This is a genomic window from Nocardiopsis sp. MG754419, assembly GCF_018207095.1.
GTDB lineage: Bacteria > Actinomycetota > Actinomycetes > Streptosporangiales > Streptosporangiaceae > Nocardiopsis.
The window spans coordinates 28910-50210 of record NZ_QOCZ01000007.1 but is presented as its reverse complement, the minus strand read 5'-3'; the positions used below and the strand labels follow the sequence as shown (position 1 = coordinate 50210).

The window sequence follows — 21301 nt, the reverse complement described above, 5'->3', positions numbered from 1 at the left end:
GGTTCAGGCGGTGGAGACGATCCGGAACACCTCGGCCAGACGACCCTCGGGGAGATCGCCCTCGGCGGCGTTCTCCCCCATCCAGGTGCGCAGGAGCGGTTCGAGTGCGGCGATGTCGGCGATCTGGCTCTTGTGCTCCGCCAGAGCGGCCAGCTTGCGTTCGAACACCGACGTGATGTCCGAGTAGTGGCGCGGCAGCGGACCACCGGTCACCCACACCTCCGGCACGGTCCAGGGGGCCAGCCCCTCCTCGTGCAGCAGCTCCCGGTGCGCGTGCGGGTTGCGCGCGTCCGGGAAGACCGCGTTGATGGCCGCCTCACCGGTGGCCATGTGGTCGGGGTGACTGGCCGCGATGCTGTCCCAGTCGCGTTCGGGGGAGGGGATGATCATGCGGTGGGGGCGGAACTGGCGGATGACCCGAGCGATGTCGCGTCGCAGGTCCAGGGTGGCGAGCACGCGTCCGTCCGGGTGGCCGAGGAAACGCACGTCCTCGACCCCCACCTCGGCGGCGGCGCGCCGCTGCTCACCGCGGCGCATCTCGGCGATCTCGGCGCTGTCCAGGGTGAGCTCGTCGCCACCCGCCTCACCGTCGGTCACCATCAGGTAGACCACTTCGGCACCGGCCTCGGTCCACAGGGCGACGGTGCCGGCACAGGAGAAGTCGGCGTCGTCGGGGTGGGCCATCACGACCAGCGCGCGTTCGGGGGCGTCGACCACGGAAACTCCTCTTCGTCGCGGGGCGATCCCGCGGGTTCACTGTCGCCCCATCGTACGAAGTATCGCCCGGGAGACGGTCCACGAGCGGGTCCGATCCGGGTCGGGTCGCACACCTTCCCCTCGTGGGTGCGGCGGTCCCCCGGGCCGGGGTCGTGTTCGAGAGGGGTGTGGGCGCGGGGCCGCGTGGGCACGTCCCGTCGCCCCCCCCTGAGGGGCCCGGGCGTCGGGCCCTCGGTGCCCGCGCGCCCCGTGCCGTCCCGGGGCGGGGACCGTGGGGCGGCCGTGCGCGACGGCCGCCCCACGCGGATCAGCCCAGACGGACGATGAGGTCGCCGCCCTCCACCCGCTGGACGCCGTCGACCGCCACCCGTGTGACCACACCGGCCTGCGGGGCGGTGATCGAGGCCTCCATCTTCATGGCCTCGATGGTGGCGACGGTGTCACCGGCCTCCACCTGGTCGCCCTTGGCCACCACCGGGGTGACCACACCGGCGAACGGGGCCGCCACCTGGGAGGGGTCGTCCCGGTCGGCCTTCTCCGCCTCCGGGGCGTCGGAGGCCAGGGAACGGTCCCGGATGTGCAGTGGACGCAGCTGGTCGTTGAGCGTGGCCATGACGGTGCGCATGCCCCGCTCGTCCGGCTCGCTCACCGCCTGCAGCCCGATGAGCAGGCGCACGCCCGGCTCCAGGTCGACCACGTGCTCCTCGCCCTCGCGCAGACCGTAGAAGAAGTCCATGCTGTCGAGCACACTGGTGTCGCCGTAGGACGCCTGGTGGGCGTCGAACTCCCGGGTGGGCCCGGCGAACAGCAACCGGTTCAGGGTGCCCCGGGGTTCCTCGGCCAGTCCGGTCCGGTCGACCTCGGTCAGCTCCGCGGCCTCGCGCTGCTCGCCGCGCCCGCGCAGGGCCTTGGTGCGGAACGGTTCGGGCCACTCGCCCGGAGGCACCCCCAACTCGCCGCGGAGGAACCCCACCACCGAGTCGGGGACGTCGAACCGGTCCGGGTCCTTCTCGAACTCGTCCGGGGACACCCCCGCGCCCACCAGGTGCAGGGCCAGGTCGCCGACCACCTTGGAGGAGGGGGTGACCTTCACCAACCGGCCCAGCATGCGGTCGGCCGCCGCGTACATCGCCTCGATGTCCTCGAACCGGTCGCCGAGGCCCAGCGCGATCGCCTGGGTGCGCAGGTTGGACAGCTGGCCGCCCGGAATCTCGTGGTGGTACACCCGCCCGGTCGGGGAGGCCAGACCCGCCTCGAAGGGCGCGTAGACCTTGCGCACCGCCTCCCAGTACGGCTCCAACTCGTTGACGGCGTCCAAGGACAGCCCGGTCGGGCTCGCGGAGTGATCGAAGGCGGCCACGATCGCCGACAGCGACGGCTGCGACGTGGTGCCCGACATGGACGCGACCGCGCCGTCCACCGCGTCGGCGCCCGCCCGCACCGCGGCCAGGTAGGTGGCCAGCTGGCCGCCGGCGGTGTCGTGGGTGTGCACGTGGACGGGCAGGTCGAACTCGCTGCGCAGGGCGCTCACCAGGCGCTCGGCCGCCGGTGCGCGGAGCAGACCGGCCATGTCCTTGATCGCGAGCACGTGCGCGCCCGCGTCCACGATCCGTTCGGCGAGCTTGAGGTAGTAGTCCAGCGTGTAGAGCTTCTCGCCCGGGTCGGACAGGTCGGCGGTGTAGCAGAGCGCCACCTCCGCGACCCCGGTGCCGGTCTCGCGGACGGCGTCGATGGCCGGGCGCATCTGGTCGACGTCGTTGAGGGCGTCGAAGATGCGGAACACGTCCACACCGGTCCTGGCGGCCTCCTGGACGAACGCGTGGGTGACCTCGGTCGGGTAGGGGGTGTAGCCGACCGTGTTGCGGCCGCGCAGCAGCATCTGGAGACAGATGTTGGGCACCGCCTCGCGCAGCGCCGCCAGCCGGTCCCACGGATCCTCGGCGAGGAACCGCAGCGCCACGTCGTAGGTCGCGCCGCCCCAGCACTCCAAGGACAGCAGTTCGGGCAGGGTGTGGGCGACGGTGGGCGCGACGGCCAACAGGTCGTGGGTGCGCACCCGGGTGGCCAGGAGCGACTGGTGGGCGTCACGGAAGGTCGTGTCGGTGACGCCCAGCCGCGGGGACTCCCGGAGCCACCGGGCGAACCCCTCGGGACCCAGTTCGGCCAGGCGCTGCCGGGACCCCGACGGCGGAGTGTCCTGGGGTGTCTCGGCCAGCTTCGAGGTGGGGTCGAGCAGTTGGGGGCGTTCACCGTGCGGCTTGTTGACCGTCACGTCGGCCAGGTAGGTGAGCAGCCGGGTGCCGCGGTCCGCGGAGGGGCGCGCCGTCAGCAGTTGCGGCCGCTCCTCGATGAACGAGGTGGTGGCGCGGCCCGCGCGGAAGTCGTCGTCCTCCAACACCGCCTGCAGGAACGGGATGTTGGTGGAGATCCCGCGGATACGGAACTCGGCCACCGCGCGCCGGGCGCGGCGCACCGCCGTGTCGAAGTCACGACCACGACAGGTGAGCTTGACCAGCAACGAGTCGAAGTAGGCGCTGACCTCCGAACCCGCCGCCGCCGTGCCGCCGTCCAGACGGATGCCCGAACCGCCGGGGGAGCGGTAGGCGCTGATCGTCCCGGTGTCGGGGCGGAAACCGTTGGCGGGGTCCTCGGTGGTGATGCGGCACTGGAGGGCGGCGCCGTGCACGACGATGTCGTCCTGGGTGAGCCCCAGGTCGGTCAGGCTCTCCCCGGCGGCGATCCGGATCTGGGACTGGACGAGGTCCACGTCGGTGACCTCCTCGGTCACCGTGTGCTCCACCTGGATGCGCGGGTTCATCTCGATGAACACGTGCCTGCCGTCCTTGCCCAGCAGGAACTCGACCGTGCCCGCGTTGCGGTAGCCGATCTCCTCGGCCAGCCGCACCGCGTCGCGGCAGATCCGCTCGCGCAGGTCCGGGTCCAGGTTGGGGGCGGGGGCCAGCTCCACCACCTTCTGGTGGCGCCGCTGCACCGAGCAGTCGCGTTCGTACAGGTGGATGACGCCGCCCTCGCCGTCGGCGAGGATCTGCACCTCGATGTGGCGGGGGTCGACCACGGCCCGCTCCAGGAACACCGTGGGGTCGCCGAACGCCGTCTCGGCCTCGCGCATCGCGGCCTCCACGGAGTCGGTCAACGCCTCGGCGGCGTCGACCCGGCGCATGCCCCGGCCCCCGCCGCCCGCCACGGCCTTGACGAACAGCGGGAACCCGATGGTGCGGGAGGCCGCCACCAGGGTGTCCAGGTCGGTGGAGGGTTCGGAGGACTCCAGGACCGGGATGTCCGCTCGGCGCGCGGCGGCGATCGCGCTCGCCTTGTTGCCGGTCAGCTCCAGGACCTTCGCGGGAGGGCCGACGAAGGTGATGCCGGCGTCCGCGCACGCGGCGGCCAGCCGCGGGTTCTCGGACAGGAACCCGTAACCGGGGTAGACGGCGTCCGCGCCGGCCTCCACGGCCGCCCGGACGATCTCCTCGACCGACAGGTAGGCGCGCACCGGATGTCCGGGCTCCCCGATCTGGTAGGCCTCGTCGGCCTTGAGCCGATGCAGGGAGTGGCGGTCCTCGTGGGGGAAGACCGCCACGGTCCTCGCCCCCAGTTCGTGCCCGGCGCGCAACGCGCGGATCGCGATCTCACCGCGGTTGGCGACCAGTATCTTCCGGAACATGTCCGATGCCTCCTGAACTCGTACGGCGCTACCCACTCCGGCCGTGTCACCGGTGGTCCGGCGGGGTGCGCCTCGAACAGTGCGTCCATCCCGTCGGGGCCACCGGAACCCTAACGATCGAGGCCTGCCCGGTTTTCGCCTGGGGTCTCCTTTCAGGGCGGCTTTTTCGGCGAATTCGTCGAGTAATTTTCTTTTCTGGAAAGAGTGTCGTTTCTTTTTGTCGTGTTTGTGTGCTGGAGCACGATCGTGCCGCTCGGGATGTCGTGGGCGCGCCGTCGCCCGCGTGGCCGCGTCGAGCGCGAGGGAGGGGATGGGGTCGGTCGTCGTGAACCGCGCCGCGTGTCAGGGCTTACGGGCGACGGCGCCGAACTCGTCCATGGCCTGCGGCTCGCCCACCTCGGGCGTGGCGGGCCGCCACCGCGGAATCGACACCAGACCCGGCTCCACCAGGTCCAAGCCGTCGAAGAAACGGGCGACCTGGTCGGGGGTGCGCAACGTGATGGGGTTCGACGAGGCCTCGTTCCACTGGCGCACCGCCTCGCGCATGGCGGGGCCGGTGGCGGCGTCGGTGGAGTGGGTGATGACCACGTGGCTGCCCGACGGCAGCTCCGAGACCAGCGCGTGGACGATGCCGTACACGGTGTCGTCGGGAACGTGGAAGAGCACGCCCAGCAGCACCAGGCCCACGGGCTCGGACAGATCCAGAGTGCCCGCGGCCTCGCGCAGGATGGTCTCCGGGTCGCGCAGATCCGCGTCGACGTAGGAGGTGCGACCCGCGGGGGCGCTGTCCAGCAGGGCCCGGGCGTGGGCCAGGACCAGGGGGTCGTGGTCGACGTAGACGACGCGGGACTCCGGGGCCACCGACTGCGCCACCTGGTGGGTGTTGTCCGCCGTGGGCAACCCGGTGCCCACGTCGAGGAACTGTCGCAGTCCGCGTTCCTCGGTGAGGAACCGGATGGTGCGCCGGAGGAAGGCGCGGTTCTGGACCGCCATCGCGCCGATCATCGGCAGAACCGACAGGATGCTGTCGCCCATGGCCCGGTCGGCGGGATAGTTGTCCTTGCCGCCCAGCCAGTAGTCGTAGATGCGGGCCGAGTGCGGTTCGTCGGTGCGCAGGGGGTCGGGGGGAGTGTGCGACATGGGGGCCTCTCGTGACGGTGCGCCGACAGCCTAGGAGGCGTCGGCCCGCCCCGGTAGGGACGTTCGGGCCCCGGAGTCCGGTGCGGCACGTGGTGCGCGCCGACCCGCCCGACGTGCTCAGGGCGAGGGCTGTACGTCCCCGGCGAAGGCCGACCTCAGGGCCGCCATCTGGGCGCGCCGGAACCCGCGGACCAGGGCCGTCCGGGCGAAGAGCGCGTCGAACCCGTGGAAGGCGCCCGGGAGTACCACGAGTCCACAGGGCACACCGGCCTCCCGCAGCCGTTCGGCGTAGGTCACGTCCTCGTCGTGGAACAGGTCCAGCGTTCCCACCCCGATCCACGCCGGCGGTAGCCCGGACAGGTCCGCGCGCCGTGCGGGGGCCGCGTACGGGGAGACGCCCGCACCGCCCGGTGCGCGGCCCAGGTACGCCCGCCAGGCGAACCGGTTGTCGGTCACCGACCACAGGCGGGTCGCGAGCGTGTCCAGGTCGGTGCGCAGGGTCGTGCGGTCGTCCAGCATCGGGTAGACGAGCAGCTGGAACACGAGTGCGGGCCCGCCGCGGTCATGGCACATCAGGGCCAGGGCCGCGGTGATGCCGCCGCCCGCGCTGGCCCCGCCGATGGCGATCCGGGCGGGGTCCACGCCGATGCGGTCCGCCTCCTCCACCATCCAGGACAGGGTCGCGTAGGCGTCCTCGACCGGGGCGGGCCGGGTGCTCAGAGGGGCCTTGCGGTAGCGCGTGGCGACCACGGTGACGCCGAGTTCACGCGCGAACGTGACGCTGCGGTCCTCGTCCTGGACGGGGTCGCCGTAGAGGTACCCGCCGCCGTGGGTCCAGAGCAGTGCCGGTGCGGTCCCCCTCAGGGAGCGCGGACGGTAGACGCGCACGGAGACCGGCGGCGCGCCCTCGGGGCCGGGCACGGTGCGTTCCTCGACCAGGACGTCGGCCGGTGGCCGGGGCGCGCGCATGCGTCGGGTGGCCCACCGGGCCAGGGCCGCCGTGCACGGGCCGACCGGGATCGACGGCAGGAATCGGGCACGGGTCAGTTCGGGGTGCAGCTCGGACACGGGGTTCCTCGGGGGATCGGGCCGGGACGGAACGACGGGCGGACGCCGCGCCGGGGTGAGGGGTCAGCGGGCGATCGGTCCCAGTCCGTCGTCGACCACTTCCAGCGCCGCGCGGATCAGACCGGCCATGTCCTCGTCGTCCCGGCCACGGTCGGCGAACCGTTCCGCGGCCACGCGCAGGGCCACGTTGATCGCGGCGGCCCGGACCCGCACGGAGAGCGCGTCGGCGGGGAGGCCGGCGCGGTCGGCGATCGCCTCGGCGAAGACCTCTTCGGCGCGGTGGTGCACGTCGAGCCAGACGGCGCGCAGCCCCGGCTCGGTGCGGGTCATGCGGATGAGGTCGATCATCGACGTCACCGACGCGGCCTCGGCGTCCTCGTCCAGGGCGGCGGAGCGCTCCAGGTGCGCGGGCAGGGACAGCTCCGGCGGCCAGGAGCGCAGCCGTTCCGCCATGAGGTCGAGTCCGCCCGTGAGTAGGGGCCGCACGCAACTCTCCTTGCTCGGGAAGTAGCGCCACAGTGTGCGGGTGGAGATGCCGAGTCGGTGGGCGATGTCGTCACCGGTGGTCGCGGACACGCCCTGGGCGGTGAACAGCTCCACCGCGGCGTGCGCGATCTGGGTGCGCACGATGTGCTTGCGGCGGTCGCTCATGGGCGGCCGTCCCCGGCCCGCCGTTCCCGAGGAGGGGGTCCGTGTGCTGGGCAAGGTCCCTCCTCGGCGCGTTCCTGCACGGTGCCCTCACTTTACCGACTCCGGTGACGTCGCGAGAATATTTGTCATAGAGCGACAAAAAGTCTTACAGTGACAACATTGCAGGTCGGTGGATCCGGGACCCGCCCGGGCCTCCCACAGGGAAGGGGTGGACCCTCATGACGGGTCTGGACGCGAGCAACGCCATCGTCACCGGAGGGGGCTCCGGCATCGGTCGTGCCACCGCACTGCGGCTCTCCGAGGCCGGCGCCCGTGTGCTGGTCGCCGACCTGGACGACGAGGGCGCCCACGAGACCGTCGCACGGATCAGGGCGGCCGGTGGCACCGCCGAGAGCGTCGTCGGGGATCTGGGGGATCCGGTGATCGTGGAGCGGGTCGTCGCCACCGCCCTGGACCACCTCGGCGGGATCGACGTGCTCATCAACAACGCGGGCATCATGGACGACATGTCCGCCACCGCCGACGTCGCCGACGAGGCATGGGAACGGCTCCTGCGGGTCAACCTCACCGCCCCCTTCCTGCTCACCCGCGCGGTCCTGCCGCACATGATCGAGCGGCGGAAGGGCGCCATCGTCTTCACCGCCTCGGAGGCCTCACTGCGCGGCAGCGCCGCCGGGGCCGCCTACACCGCCGCCAAGCACGGGGTGGTCGGGCTGGTCAGGTCCACCGCGATCATGTACCGGGACCAGGGGATCCGGGTCAACGCCGTGGCCCCGGGCGGGACCGCCACCGGGATCGCCGTCCACGCCGACCCCGCCGCCGCGGGGCCGGCCGTTCTGGGGCGCTACATGGGCAACATGGGCCGGGTCGCCGACGCCGACGAGCCGGCCGCCGCCATCGTGTTCCTGGCCTCCGACGCCGCCAGCAACGTCAACGGCGTGGTCCTGCCGGTCGACGACGGCTGGTCCGCCGTCTGAACCGGGCGACCGGACCCCGCCCTCCTCATCCGCCCGGACCCCGCTCCCGCCTCCGGCCCCGGGCGTGCTCAGGTGCCGGTCGCCCCGTCGGCGGTGGTCCCGTCGGCCGGCTTCCGTCCGTCCCCGGAGCCTCGTCCACCGCGGTGCCCGTTCCCGCCGCCGACCCCGGGGCGGTCCCCGCGCTCGGCGGCGAGCTCCAGCACGGTGACCGTGCCCTCGGAGCCGTCGATCCGCAGAAGGTCGCCGGTACGGAGGGCGGTCGTGGCGCCCCGCACACCGATCACCGCCGGGATGCCGTACTCGCGCGCCACCGTGGGTCCGTGCGCGATCGTCGACCCGGTGTCGCTGACCAGGCCGGTGACGGTCATGAACAACGGCGTCCACCCGGGGTCGGTGGTCGGCGCGACCAAGATCTCCCCGGGCTCGACCCGGGCGCCCACGGGGTCCACCACCACCCGGGCCCGCCCCTCGGCACGCCCCGGTGCGGCCGGGGTCCCCGACAGGACGCCCTCGACCGCGGGCGGACGCGGCAGGGTGAGCGTCACGTCCGTGCCGTCGGTCAGCAGGGTCGCGGGCACCGTGCGTCGGCGCAGCTCGCGCCGGTGGAAACGGCGCCGATCGGCCACCAGCGCCCGCTGGTCGACCCCGTCGTGGGCGGCGGCGCGGGCCTCGCCCACCTCCAGGAAGAAGAGGTCGTCGGCCCGTTCCACCAGCCCGCGCGAGGCCAGGTCCTCACCGGCCATCAGCAGCTGGCGCCGCATCTCCGCGAACGGCACCAGCCACGCGAACTTGGCGTACTCGCGCATGCCCGCCAGCGCCCGGGAACGTCGCATGAGGAACGCGGCGATCGCCCCGCGCACCGGGCGCGCCCGCACGGCCCGTCGACACAGCTCGTCGAGCATGGACTCGGCCGCCGCGGCCGCCCGCGCGAAGCGCCGGTCCGGGGCCTGCTCCCCGCCCTCGGACCGCAGGTGGTTGGCGATGACCCCGAACACCGGGGTGGGGTCCTCCCGCCACCGGGGCACGCCGATGTCCACCTCGCCGGCCGCGCGGTGCCCGTACGTGGCCAGGAACGCCGTGACCCCCACATCGGGCAGGGTGCCGCCCACATGTCGGGCGGCCGACTCCTCCGGTGGCGTCGCCGTGAACAGGTCCCCGTACCCACGGGCCCGCTCGGCGATCCGCCACAGTTCCAGGTTCATCTCCGTGGTGACGTTGTGCGGCATACCGCCCAGGACGGTGTCGGTCTCCTGCTTCGAGGCGACCCCGCGCAACAGGGCGGCCGGGGTCGTGCTCGTCAGGAGCCCGGCGGCCACCGGACCCACCACCTTCACCAGTTCCGGGCCGAGCATCGTGTCGAAGGCGTCGCCCATGACCCACTCCAGGCGTTCACCGGCGTCGGCGCCCGCGCCCGGGCCGCGCAGGGACCGCCATCGGTCCACCGCCGCGTGGGCGCGGTTGCGTCCCGAACGCGGATCGATCAGGGACCGTACCGCGCCCACCACGACCATGGGGAGCAGACCGGTCACCACCGCGAGCACGGCGCCCACCGGGAGGGGCGCGCCGGGCCGGGGCGTGAACCGGGGGTCGTCGAGCAGGTGCTCCACCGCGGCGCGCGCCCGCGGCCCGTACACCTCCAGGCTCTGCGCCAACCCCGACCGCAGACTCCTGCTGCGCAGCGGACCGGTGAGGTCGGCGTAGAGGCGTCGACCGATGTCGACCATGAAGGGGGTCGGTCCCAGGGCGTTCTCGGAGATCCCGCGCGTTCGCCACCAGCGACTCCACACCTGTTCCAGGAGGGACGACCCCAGAGGTGTGAACGGGCGCAGCATGCCCTGCATGTTCCCGATCTCCATGTACAGGTGCGGAGGGTCGGGCACGTCCTGCGGCGGCAGCGGGAACAGGGTGGTGATGGGGCGGGACTGCAACAGCCACAGCCCGCCGTCGTGGTCGTGGGCCCACTCCACGTCCTGGGGAGCGCCGAAGAGGCCCTCGACCCGCCGCCCCGCCAGGGCCAGCGCACCCACCTGGGGCGGGTCCAGACAACCGCCCGGGTGGACGGCGGGCACCGCGTCGTCGACGACGTAGTGGTCGGGGTCGGCCGTCCCGTCCACCACACCGGTGCCCAGCCCCCGGACCGCGTCGATCACGGTGCGCGAACGCGATCCGGTGAGCGGGTCGGCGGTGAACATGACCCCGGCGGTGGCGGCGTCCACCATCGACTGGACCACGACGGCGATGCGCACGTCCGCCCGGTCGATGTCGTTGGCCTCGCGATAGGCGACGGCACGGGCGTTGTCCAGGGAGTCCCGGCAACGGCGGACCGCGTCGACGACCGCGTCCGCGCCCCGGACGTTCAGGTAGGTGTCCTGCTGGCCGGCGAAACTTTCGTCGGGCAGATCCTCCGCGGTGGCGCTGGAGCGGACCGCCACCGGGCCCCCGCCCAGGCGCGCGTAGGCCTCGGTGATCTCCTCGGCGGGCACCTCGCCCGAGGCCAGGGCCGTGGTCGTGACGCAGAACCCCGGCGGCACCCGGAGCCCGGCGGCGATCATCTCCCCGAGCCCGGTCGCCTTACCGCCCACCCGGCTCCCCATGCCCCGCCGGACCTCGTCGAGGTCGACGACGGCGGCGTCCGTTTCGTGCATCACGGCTCCCGGTCTCCTCACGCGCGGGCCGCCGGGGACGAGAGCGAGCCCCTTCTCCCCAGGGAGTGTTCCCCGCCGGAGCGCAGACGTCACTCCGAAGGTCGTGGACGCGCACGTGGGGTCGCCGGGGCGACCCCGGCCCCGATGCGCCGGCGCCACCACGGACTCCGGTCGTCGCAGGTGGCCCGCGCCGGTTCCGGCGTGAGGTGGTGGCCGCCCGCCGCCGTCGGTCGCGTCGATCGGGTGCGCGGCACCCGTCACCGCGCGGGCTCGGGGCTGGACACCGACGGGTGGGTGCCCGCCCTCCGGCGGCTCCCCTCCGTGTGCGGGCTCCGCGGCCGACCCCCGGCGGGGTCAGTTCCGGTGGTCGGAGTGGCCCAGGGAGCGTTCGGGGGCGATCCGGTCGCGGATCAGACGCTTGAGGTCGGCGGCGTCGGTGAAGGCGGCATCGCTCTTGCGCGACCACACGGGCGCACCGTCCAGACGCACCTCGAAGACACCGCCGGTGCCGGGGACCAGGGCCACCTCACCGAGCTCGGCCTCGAACGTGGTGAGCAGCTCCTGCGCCATCCACGTCGCACGCGGCAGCCAACGGCAGCGCGTGCAGTACTCGATCTCCAGCCTGGGGCTGCGCACCTGATTCGACACGGTGCCCAGTATGCCGGTCCTCCGTAGGGTGGGGACATGCCCACACCCGAGGAGATCACCCGGCACCACGAACCCCCGCACGACGACTCCTTGTGGGTCCTGGGACGACCCGACCCCGAGCCCATCCGGGTCGTGGCCCACGACCCCGCCCGGCCGGCAGGGTTCGCCGAGGTGGCCGCCCTGGTACGCGCGGCGTTGGGGAGGGCGCCCTGGCGGTGGAACACGTCGGTTCCACGTCCGTGCCCGGACCGGCGGCCAAGCCCGTGATCGACGTCGACCTCACGGTCGCCGATCCCACCGACGAGACCGCCTACGTGCCGGCGCTGGAGGCGCACGGGTTCGTGCTCACCGTCCGGGAACCCGTCTGGCACGAGCACCGCATGTTCCGCCTCGCGGTACCGGAGGTCGACCCGCACGTGTTCGGCCCGGACCGCCCCGAGACGATCCGGCATCGCCTGTTCCGCGACCGGCTCATCGCGCACCCCGAGGACCTGGCGCGGTACCGGGACGCCGAGCTCGCGGCCGCGGCCGAGGTCACCGAGAGGGGCGGCGTCGTCATGGACGACAACGCCCGCAAGGAACCGGTGCTCCGGGACATCTACGCGCGCATGTTCGCCGCCCACGGTCTGCTCCGGGCCTCCGACCGGTCCTCGTACCCGGAGTAGCCCCGGCCCGAGTGGACGAGGCGGGCCGCCCCTCGCGCCGGACGGCCCCGGATGAGACCTGCGCGGTGTCGCCCGTGGTGCTCACCGTCCGCGGTCCGTGGTGCGAGGGGCGCGGCGACCGGTGCGCGCCGTGGGACGGAGACGGCCCGGCCACCGTGCCCTCTGGGGGGCGGCGGCCGGGCCGTCCCGGTGGGTCGGATCAGCGGCGGCCGACGGCGTAGCCGTACTGCACCGGCCAGTCCGAGGACACGTCGAGCGCGTCGGCGGCCCGGTGAGCCCAGTACGGGTCGCGCAGAAGCTCACGACCCAGCATGGTGGCGTCGGCCGCGCCTGAGGAGATGATCTCCTCCGCCTGCCGGGGGTCGGTGATGAGCCCGACGGCCGCCGTGGGCAGCCCGGTCTCCTGCCGTACCCGCGTGGCGAAGGGCACCTGGTAGCCGGGGGCGGCCGGGATCCGCGCGTCGTGCACCATGCCGCCGCTGGACACGTCCAGCAGGTCGACCCCGCGGGCCTGGAGCTCCTTGGCCAGACGCACGGTGTCGTCGCCGGTCCAGCCGGTGCGCGTGTCCTCCGGGTTCTCCTCGATCCAGTCGGTGGCCGAGACCCGGAAGAACACCGGAAGCTCCTCCGGCCACACGCGGCGCACGGCCTCCACGACCCGGAGCGGGAAGCGCATGCGCCCTTCCAGGTCACCGCCGTACTCGTCGGTGCGACGGTTGCCCGCGGGGGACAGGAACGAGTCGATCAGGTAGCCGTGGGCGCCGTGGACCTCGGCGACCTGGAAACCGGCGGCGAGGGCGCGTTCGGCGGAGGCGGCGAAGTCGGCCACCAACCCGTCGATCTCCTCGACGGTCAGTTCGTGCGGCACGGGCAGGCCCTCGAAGGCCCAGGCGCTGGGCGCCACCGTCTCCCACCCGCCCTCGGACTCCGCCACCCCACGACCGCCCAGCCAGGGGCGGTCGGTGGCCGCCTTGCGACCGGCGTGCGCGAGCTGGACGGCGGGGACGGCTCCGTGCGCCCGGATGGCGGCGGTGATCCGGGAGAAGGCCTCCTGCTGCCGGTCGTTCCACAGGCCCAGGTCCCAGGGGCTGATCCGGCCGTCGGCGCGGACCCCGGTGGCCTCGGCCATGACGAGGCCGGCGCCCCCGGCGGCCCGGGACGCCAGGTGGGTGAGGTGGAAGTCGGTGGGCGCCCCGACGTCAGGGCCTTCCATGGAGGCCGAGTACATGCACATCGGCGCCATCCACACACGGTTGGGGATGGTGAGTGAACGCAGGGTCAGCGGGGTGAACAAGGAGCTCACGTTGGGTTCCTTCGCGTCGACGTCGGCCACGGCGGACAGGGTGGCACAAGTACGATACTCGTCGTACTACGACGATTGTCAAACTACGAACCCTCTCGTACTTTAGGAGGCGAGCAGGATCGACGGAAGGTCGCAGCATGCCCGAGTCCGTATCCGGAACCGTCTCCGGACGTCGGCCCACCCACCCCGAGACCTCACGGATCCGCCTGGAGACGGTCCTCAGCGCGCTGGCGGACCCCGTGCGGCTGAGCATCGTCGGTGCCCTGGCCGACGGGCACGACGACATGGCCTGCGTCGCCTTCGACCTGCCGGTGAGCAAGTCCACCTCCACCCACCACTTCCGGGTCCTGCGGGAGGCCGGGGTGATCCGTCAGTACTACGAGGGCACCGCGCGCATGAGCTGTCTGCGCGTGGCCGACCTGGAGGAGCGCTTCCCCGGATTGCTCACCGCGGTCCTCGACGCGGAACGGGCCCGCCGGGGCTGAACGCCCCGACGAGCCCGCGTCGACCCTCCCTCAGCGGTCCGTGGCCGTGGTGTCGGCGCGATCGGCCGTCGGACGGTGGGCGGCGATCGGGTTCTCCAACGTTCCGACCAGCTGCAACGCCCCGGCCGGGTCGTCCAGGTTCACCATCTGCCGGTTGTTCCGCAGCTGGAGCCGGTTGAGGCAGGACAGCGCGAACCGGTCCGTGAACAGGTCGTCGCGGGCGAACCGCTCCGCCAGATGCGGCGCGGAGGCCTGGTAGTCGGCCGCGCACTCGGCCACCGTGCGCCAGAAGTCGTCCTCGGACAGGACGCCCCGGTCGGCGAGGATGCCGTTGAGGAACCGCAGGAAGCAGTCGAAGACGTCGGTGAACAGGGACAGCAGCCGCATGTCCTCGGGCACCTCGGCGCGGATCCGCTCGACCTCGCCGGGCAGGTGCGCGTCGGCGCTCATCACCGCGATCTCCTCGGCGATGTCCTTCATCAGCACCCGCTGCGGCACTCCGTCGCGCAGCACCAGGATGACGTTCTCGCCGTGCGGCATGAACACCAGGTCGTGCGCGTAGTACGCGTGCAGCAGGGGCACCAGGTAGGCGTCCAGGTAGCGCCGCAGCCAGTCCTTCGGCGCCAACCCCGACTCGTCGATGAGCGCCTGGGCGAAGGAACCGCCCTCGGCGTCGGTGTGCAGCAGGGACGCCATCGTCGCGAGCCGTTCGCCGGACTCCAGGCGCGGGACCGGGCTCTCCCGCCACAGCCCGGCGATCATCTTCCGGTACGGCGATCGTTTCGGTGCGGCCTGCGCGTAGTGGGTGGTGCGGTACCCCACCGCGGCCCGCTCGCGCAGCACCTCCACCCCGGTGCGCCGGAACGTCGCGTCGCCCTCGATCAGCGCGACCAGCCAGTCGTTGATGGCCGGCGTGGCCTCCATGTACTCCGCGGACAGCCCGCGCAGGAACCCCATGTTGAGCACCGACAGCGCCGTCTTGACGTAGTGCCGCTCCGGGGCGGAGGTGTTGAAGAAGGTACGGATGGACTGCTGGGCCCGGTACTCGTCCGGGCCGTGACCGAGGCAGACCAGGTCACGACGGGCCACGTCGGCGGCGAAGGTGACGGCGATCCGGTTCCACCACTGCCACGGGTGCACCGGCACGAGGTGGTAGTCGGCCGGGTCCAGCCCCAGGTCGGTGAGCCGGGCGTGGAAGGCGGACAGGAGCTCCGGACCCAGCTCCGAGCGCAGGAAGGTGTCCGGATCGGTGTCGGCGGAGTGCGAGAAGGTGGTGTGCGAGCGTCGCGCGGCCACCCACACCAGGCGCACCGGCCGCCCGGCCTCGGGGGCGTAGGCCCGGTACTCGGCGGCGTCGAAGCCCAACCGCCCGTTGTTGGCGACGAAGCAGGGATGGCCCTCGGTCATCCCGGCCTCGATCTCCTGGAACCCGGACCGGGCCAGGGTGGCGGCGTCCGTGGGCCCCTGGGTCATCCGGAAGGTGCTGCTCGCGAGGGTGCTGGTGATCTCCTCCAGGTAGACCGGCAGGACCTCCTCGCTCAGCCCGAGCGTCTCCCGCAGGTCCAGGACCAGGTCCATCGCGTCCGGTGCGACCGTCGCCCCCTCGGGGGTACGGCGGACGATGCTGTCCGCGTCGATCCGCCAGTGGTCCAGGGCCATGACCCGGGCGGTGAAGCGGTACTCGGCGCCGTTGTCGGCGCGGACCGTGTACCGGCCCCCGCCCTCGGGCTCGGGGGTGAGCAGCCGTTCGTGGGCGAACTCGGCCAGGGCCTTGCGCACGAGGAGCCGCCCCGCGCGCGCCCACAGTTCGGGGGTCAGGTGGGCGGCGGCCTCATGCGGCGCGGTCGGGACATCGGTCGCCCCGGGGTGCGACCGGTCCGTCCTCGGCGCGTCGGGGAGCGTCGTGGGCGCGTCCGTCGGGGCGGGGGTCGCCGGGGTGGTGTGGCCGATGCTCATCGGGCGACTCCTCTCGTGGCTGTCGTGGGGCCGCCGACCGCCGGTGCGGCGCGGAACCCCTCGCGGGTACAGATGCTCAGGTAGGCGTCCTTGGCGCTCTCGGCCAGGTGGACGGTGGACTCGATCCGAAAGCCCACGGCCTCGTTCAGCGCGTGCACGGCGTGGTTGCGCACGTCGGGTTCCACGACCACGCGTGCGGTGGCCGGGTCGGAGAAGGCCAGCTCCATCACCGTGGTGATGACGGCGCGGGTGAATCCGTGCACCGGGGTGTCGGTGGGCGCCACCAGGAAGTGCATCCCCGTGTCGCCGGGGAGCACGTCGTGGTGCGGGGCCAGCTCACTGTGCGCGGGGGAGTAGAGCTCGGCGAGGAAACGGGGTTCGCCTTCCCAGGAACCGATGTAGGCGTTCTCGTGCTCGGAGTCGTGCACCGACCGGAAGTAACGGGCGACGTCCTCCCGCGAGAAGTCGCTCATCAGCCAGAAGGCCGCCTTGGGGTGAGTCAGCCAGCCGTGCAGGAGCGCGATGTCGGCGTCCGGATCCACGGGGCGGACCACGAACCTGCCCAGCTCGGCGTCGTCCCTGTCCAGGGAGGTGGGGAAGGTGCGGTTCATCGGCTGGTGGCCTCCAACTCCGTGTCGGCGGACGTGGCGGCGGTCCCTTCGGGGGCGTCCGGTGCGAGAACGTCGTGAGGCCGGGAGTCGACCGGGGCGCCGAACTCCTGGAAGGCGATGGAACGCTCCACCGCGTAAGGTTCGCGGCCCAGCATGGCCCGCAGGATGTAGGAGTTGCGGTAGGCGCCCATGCCCAGGTCCGGGGAGACGAAGCCGTGCGTGTGCAGCTCGGCGTTCTGCACGAACACCGCGCCCGCCGGAGCCGCCCCGTCACCGTCGGCGCCCGTGTCGTCGGCGTGCGCGGTCAGGTCGACCCGGTAGTCCCGGCGCACCCGGAACCGGTCCGTGTCCTCCCAGGCCAACCGGTCGGCGATCGACTCCAGGAAGGCCGGTGCCCGGTAGCGGTACCCGGTGGCCAGGACCAGCCCGTGCGTCTCCAGGGCGAAGTCGCGCCCCTGGTCGGAGTTGCGCAGTTCCAACCGGTAGTCGGCCGTGGCCTCGTCCCGGGAGGCGCCGGTGACCTCGGTGTTGGTCAGGAGCCGTACCGGCAGCGGACCGCGCCTGCTCTTGGTGTACAGCAGGTCGTAGATCGCGTTGATGACGTCGGTGTCGATGCCCTTGTACAGGTTCTTCTGGGAGGCGACCAGCCGTTCCCGCGTCGCGCCGGGCAGCGCGAAGAAGTGGTCGGCGTACTCCGGGGAGGTCATCTCCAGCGTGAGCTTGGTGTACTCCAACGGGAAGAACCGCGGCGACCGGGTGACCCAGTTCAGTTCGTACCCGTGGGTGTCCACGTCCTGGAGCAGGTCGTGGAAGATCTCCGCGGCGCTCTGGCCGCTGCCCACCACCGTCACGCTCCGCTTGCCCTGGAGGGCGTCCTTGGCGAAGAGGTAGTCGCCGCTGTGCACGGCGTCCCCGGGCAGGTCACGGCAGGCGGCGGGGACGTAGGGCGGGGTGCCGGTGCCCAGCACGAGCCGTCGGGCCCGGAACAGGCTCCGCTCACCGGTGACGACGTCCGCGCTGTGCAGCAGGTAGACGGCCTCCTCGGGGTCGTACTCGACCCGCTCCACCCGCTGCCCGAAGCGCACCGTGTCGCCCAGTCGCGCGGCGGCCCACCGGCAGTAGTCGTTGTACTCGGCGCGCAGCGGGTAGAAGCGCTCGCGGATGTAGAACGGGTAGAGGCGCCCGGTCTCCTTCAGGTAGTTGAGGAAGGAGAACGGTGAGGTGGGGTCGGCCAGCGTGACCAGGTCCGACATGAACGGCGTCTGGAGTTCGGCGTCCTCCAACAGCATGCCGCTGTGCCAGTCGAACTCGGGCTTTTGGTCCAGGAAGATCCCGTCCAGCTCGGCGATGGGGGCGCTCAGGCAGGCCAGGCCCAGGTTGAAGGGACCGACGCCGACGGCGGCGAAGTCGTGGACACGGCCCGAGGAGGTGGGGACGTGATCGGGGGCGCGGGTGCTCAACGGGACCTCCCGGTCTTGGTCGCGGGGTTGGGGCGGACGTCGGCCGAGGCGGCCGGGCCGGGGGTGTCGGTGGTGTCGTCGGGGGAGACGTCGACCGTCGTACCGTGCTCGGCCACGTAGCGCTCGGCGTGTCCGGCGAGCAGGTCCAGGACCTCGGCGATGTCTTCCCGGGTCGCACGCGGGTTGAGCAGGGTGAACTTCAGGTACGGGCGGCCGTCCACGGTCGTGCGGGCCACGACGGCGCGGCCCGAGGCCAGCAGCGCCTCTCGGGCGTACCGGTTGGCGCCGTCGGCGACCTCGGGATCGACCCCGGGCAGGGCGCAACGGAACACCAGGGTGCTGAGGGTGGGGCGGGTGACCACGGTGAAGCGCGGGTCGGCGTCCAGCAGCGACCATCCCTCCACGGCCAGGTCCAGCACCTGGTCGAAGAGTTCCCCGACCCCGTCGGCGCCCATGATCCGCAGCGTCAGCCAGAGCTTGAGCGCGTCGAAGCGGCGCGTGGTCTGCAGGCTCTTGTCGACCTGGTGGGGCGACAGCAGTGGTGTGCTGCCGTCGGACCGGGAGTTCAGGTAGTCGGCGTGGTAGGTGACGTACCGCAGGTAGCGGGCGTCGCGCACGACCACGGCGCTGGAGCTGACCGGCTGGAAGTAGGACTTGTGGAAGTCCACGGTGACCGAGTCGGCGTGCTCGATGCCGCTGAGCAGGTGACGGTGGCGGGAGACCAGCAGACCGCACCCGTAGGCGGCGTCCACGTGCATCCACAGGTCGTACCGACCGCAGAGGTCGGCGATCTGCGGGAGGGGGTCGATGCTGCCGAAGTCGGTCGTACCGGCGGTGGCCACGATCGCGATGGGCAGCAGGTTCTCGTTGCGGCAGCGGCGCAGCTCGGCGGCGAGCGCGTCCGGGCGCATACGGCGGCGGTCGTCGCAGGCGACGGAGACGACCGACTCGTAGCCCATCCCCAGCAGCGCGGCCGACTTGGCGACGCTGAAGTGCCCGACCTCGGAGGTCAGCACCCGCATCCGCGGCAACAGTTCGGCCAGCCTGCCGCCCTCGCGTCGGTGGGTCTCGTCCCGGGCCATGAGCAGGGCCTGGAGGTTGGACTGGCTCCCACCGCTGGTGAAGACACCGTCGGCCTGCTCCCCGAGGCCGATGCGGTCGGTGGCCCAGCGGACCAGCCGCTGCTCGATGAGGGTGCCGCCCGCGCTCTGGTCCCAGGTGTCGAGGGAGGAGTTGATCGCGGACAGGACCGATTCGCCGAGCAGGGCGGGCAGGACGACCGGGCAGTTCAGGTGCCCCATGTAGCGGGTGTGGTGGAAGTAGACGGCGTCGTCGAGGTAGAGCCGTTCCAGTTCGTCCAGGGCGGCGGAGGGGTCGCGCAGCGGCTGTTCGAGGTCGACGGAGTCGACGCCGGGCCGCAGGTCCTCGGCGGTGGCGCCGGTGCAGGGCCGGTCGACCCGGGCGATCCGGTCGGCGACCCGACCGACGGCGTCGCCGGTGAGGTCGCGGTAACGGTCGGCGCTGTGGGCGTCGAACAACTGGTCCCGGTGGTCGAGGGCGGGTGCGCCCGGGGTCTCGGGGGAGAGGGGATCGGGCGGGTCCTGCAGAGACCTCGCGAGGGAGCTCATGGTTCGTCCTCCTGAAGGCGGGCATGCCGAAGGCGTCCGCGGCACGGATCCGGGCACGGGGGATGGACAGATCGGCCGGGGGATGGCCAACTCAGGGGAGGCTAACCTAAGTTCACCTCGGGCGCACCGTGACGAGTCTTACATAATGGGATGTTTCGACTACCGAAAGTCACGAAACCCGAGGTTAACGCGGGGGTCTTCGGGACCCGGGTGTGCGTCGGGGCGACGAAAGGGTCCCGTGGCGCGCCGTCCCGACGCGAGCGCTCGGCGTCGCGCGTTCCGCTCCTCCTCACCCGGGGTGTCGGCCCCCGGACCGGGCAAGGGGCCGGTGACCACCGAAGCGACCCGGGACGAGCGTGAGCCCGCCCACCCCGGCCTCGGGCGGGGCCGAGGACGTCGAACGCGTTGCGCCCGGACGGCGCGGTGTGAGGGCACGGCGCGGTCCCGCGCGCCGGCGCCGGTGGGGCGCACGGCGCCGCCGCCGGCCGGCCACCGCGGTGGTGGGCCGATGCCTCGTCGGTGTCGGGTCGGCGCCCCGATCGGCACGGCGCCCGCGGCCCTTCGGTGCGGAACCCGCGCGGAACGGGCTTGCCATCTCGGCCCGCGGCGGGCCCGGGGCGCCGGTCCGGTCCACGTCCCGAAGGCCCCGTCCCGCGTTCCGTCAGCGCTTGTGGACCGCCTTCGGCAACACGGTGACCGGCACGGTCGCCCGGTGCAGCACGCCCTGGCTCACCGAACCCAACAACAACCCCCGCACGCTGCCCCGACCCCGGGATCCCACCACGATCATGTCCGCGGTGGCGCCCGCCTCGACCAGGGCGTCGGTGGGGTCGGCGTCCACCCGCACGACCGCCACCCCCACGTGCGCGGTCTCCTCGTCCTTGATCCGGTCCAGCATCTCGGACACCATCACCTGCGACCGCTGGTCCAGTAGATCGTCCGGCGGCGACCACCCGGCCTCGGCCAACGACTCGGCGTCGAAGGGCAGCGGGACCCGCCAACCGTGGACCACGACCACCGAACCGCCCTCCACGCGGGCCGCCTCGCGCAACGCGAAGTCCAACGCGTCGCGGGAGTAGTCGGACCCGTCCACCCCCACCACGATCCGGCGGGGCGCGGTGACCACCGACCCCTCGCCCGCCTGCACCACGGTCACCGGGCACGCCGCCCGGGCGGCCAACCGGACACCGACCGACGACTCCAGGGCCGAGCGTGCGGCGCCCAGCCCTCGCGACCCCGTCACCACCAGGTCCTGCGGCCCGATGCGCTTCAACAGTGCCTTCGCCGGATCCTCCAGGGCCAGTACGGTCTCCACCCACAGCTCCGGTTCCAGCTCGCGCACGTGCGCCTCGGAACGATCCAGCACCCGCCGCGCCTGCGCGGTGATCTCCTCGCTCGGCGGGAACCGGGTGGGCCCCGCGTACACCGACATCACCAACGGCATGTCCAGGGCGTGGATCACGTGGAGCGGCCACCCGCGGCGCGCGGCCTCGGACGCGGCCCAACCCAGTGCCCTCTCGGCGGTCGCCGAACCGTCGACGCCCACGACCACCTTCGGTGCGACCGGCTCTTTCTCGGCCATCCCTGTTCCCTCCCCCGTGGCGGGCCGCCGCGCGCCCCCGCGCGCGGTCCGTCCCGTCCTCTTCGAGAGTGCCCCACGGGCCC

Annotated in this window: 16 protein-coding genes; 3 read left to right on the top strand and 13 right to left on the bottom strand. The window is 72.7% G+C overall.

The annotated features are described in order from the left end of the window. Positions 1–3 precede the first annotated feature (3 nt). From DSY14_RS02685 to DSY14_RS02665, 5 genes are all read right to left on the bottom strand, one after another. A complete protein-coding gene (locus tag DSY14_RS02685; protein WP_211714802.1) occupies positions 4–717 on the bottom strand; it encodes a PIG-L deacetylase family protein in 714 nt (237 codons plus the stop codon). Between the two features lie 307 nt (positions 718–1024). Next, positions 1025–4399 carry a pyruvate carboxylase gene (locus DSY14_RS02680; RefSeq protein ID WP_211714801.1) on the bottom strand — a complete coding sequence of 1125 codons (3375 nt, stop codon included), beginning with the start codon at positions 4397–4399 and terminating at the stop codon, positions 1025–1027. A 342-nt stretch (positions 4400–4741) separates the two neighbouring features. Beyond that, complete coding sequence (locus DSY14_RS02675) at positions 4742–5539, bottom strand: SAM-dependent methyltransferase (RefSeq protein ID WP_211714800.1); 798 nt, start codon at positions 5537–5539, stop codon at positions 4742–4744. Between the two features lie 117 nt (positions 5540–5656). Further along, the gene (locus DSY14_RS02670; protein WP_211714799.1) at positions 5657–6607 is read right to left on the bottom strand and encodes an alpha/beta hydrolase; all 951 of its coding nucleotides are present in this window, start codon (positions 6605–6607) and stop codon (positions 5657–5659) included. Positions 6608–6670: 63 nt separating this feature from the next. After that, positions 6671–7312, bottom strand: a complete 642-nt coding sequence (locus tag DSY14_RS02665) for a TetR/AcrR family transcriptional regulator (RefSeq protein ID WP_374223975.1) — start codon at positions 7310–7312, stop codon at positions 6671–6673. 164 nt (positions 7313–7476) lie between these two features. Here DSY14_RS02665 and DSY14_RS02660 point away from each other — a divergent pair, with 164 nt between their 5' ends. Next, on the top strand, positions 7477–8235 hold the full coding sequence (locus DSY14_RS02660; RefSeq protein WP_211714798.1) for an SDR family NAD(P)-dependent oxidoreductase: 759 nt from the start codon (positions 7477–7479) through the stop codon (positions 8233–8235). Between the two features lie 68 nt (positions 8236–8303). On the opposite strand, the gene DSY14_RS02655 is transcribed toward DSY14_RS02660, so the two are convergent. Together DSY14_RS02655 and DSY14_RS02650 are read right to left on the bottom strand one after the other, a co-directional pair. After that, a complete protein-coding gene (locus DSY14_RS02655; protein WP_211714817.1) occupies positions 8304–10880 on the bottom strand; it encodes a PEP/pyruvate-binding domain-containing protein in 2577 nt (858 codons plus the stop codon). 354 nt (positions 10881–11234) lie between these two features. Then, on the bottom strand, positions 11235–11528 hold the full coding sequence (locus tag DSY14_RS02650; RefSeq protein ID WP_307851106.1) for a SelT/SelW/SelH family protein: 294 nt from the start codon (positions 11526–11528) through the stop codon (positions 11235–11237). A gap of 215 nt (positions 11529–11743) precedes the next feature. Here DSY14_RS02650 and DSY14_RS02645 point away from each other — a divergent pair, with 215 nt between their 5' ends. Beyond that, positions 11744–12193 (top strand): GrpB family protein, encoded by a 450-nt coding sequence (locus tag DSY14_RS02645; protein WP_307851105.1) that lies wholly within the window; start codon positions 11744–11746, stop codon positions 12191–12193. A gap of 199 nt (positions 12194–12392) precedes the next feature. Here DSY14_RS02645 and DSY14_RS02640 read toward each other — a convergent pair whose 3' ends face one another. Further along, positions 12393–13496 (bottom strand): NADH:flavin oxidoreductase/NADH oxidase, encoded by a 1104-nt coding sequence (locus DSY14_RS02640; protein WP_211714797.1) that lies wholly within the window; start codon positions 13494–13496, stop codon positions 12393–12395. A gap of 137 nt (positions 13497–13633) precedes the next feature. On the opposite strand from DSY14_RS02640, the gene DSY14_RS02635 reads away from it, so the two are divergent. Then, entirely contained in the window at positions 13634–13981 is a 348-nt protein-coding gene (locus DSY14_RS02635) for a helix-turn-helix transcriptional regulator (protein WP_211714796.1), read from the top strand. Positions 13982–14011: 30 nt separating this feature from the next. Here the strand turns inward: DSY14_RS02635 and DSY14_RS02630 are convergent, their stop codons facing one another. The 5 genes from DSY14_RS02630 to DSY14_RS02610 form a co-directional block, all read right to left on the bottom strand. Continuing rightward, the gene (locus DSY14_RS02630) at positions 14012–15937 is read right to left on the bottom strand and encodes an IucA/IucC family siderophore biosynthesis protein (RefSeq protein ID WP_211714795.1); all 1926 of its coding nucleotides are present in this window, start codon (positions 15935–15937) and stop codon (positions 14012–14014) included. Further along, positions 15934–16548: a GNAT family N-acetyltransferase gene (locus DSY14_RS02625; protein WP_211714794.1), complete on the bottom strand. Its 615-nt coding sequence runs from the start codon at positions 16546–16548 to the stop codon at positions 15934–15936. Before DSY14_RS02625 ends, DSY14_RS02630 begins: the two co-directional genes overlap by 4 nt. Beyond that, positions 16545–18008 (bottom strand): lysine N(6)-hydroxylase/L-ornithine N(5)-oxygenase family protein, encoded by a 1464-nt coding sequence (locus DSY14_RS02620; RefSeq protein ID WP_211714793.1) that lies wholly within the window; start codon positions 18006–18008, stop codon positions 16545–16547. Before DSY14_RS02620 ends, DSY14_RS02625 begins: the two co-directional genes overlap by 4 nt. Further along, positions 18005–19636 carry an aspartate aminotransferase family protein gene (locus tag DSY14_RS02615; protein ID WP_211714792.1) on the bottom strand — a complete coding sequence of 544 codons (1632 nt, stop codon included), beginning with the start codon at positions 19634–19636 and terminating at the stop codon, positions 18005–18007. Before DSY14_RS02615 ends, DSY14_RS02620 begins: the two co-directional genes overlap by 4 nt. 661 nt (positions 19637–20297) lie before the next feature. Beyond that, positions 20298–21218, bottom strand: coding sequence for a universal stress protein (locus DSY14_RS02610; RefSeq protein WP_211714791.1), 921 nt, complete (start codon positions 21216–21218; stop codon positions 20298–20300). Between the last annotated feature and the right edge of the window lie 83 nt (positions 21219–21301).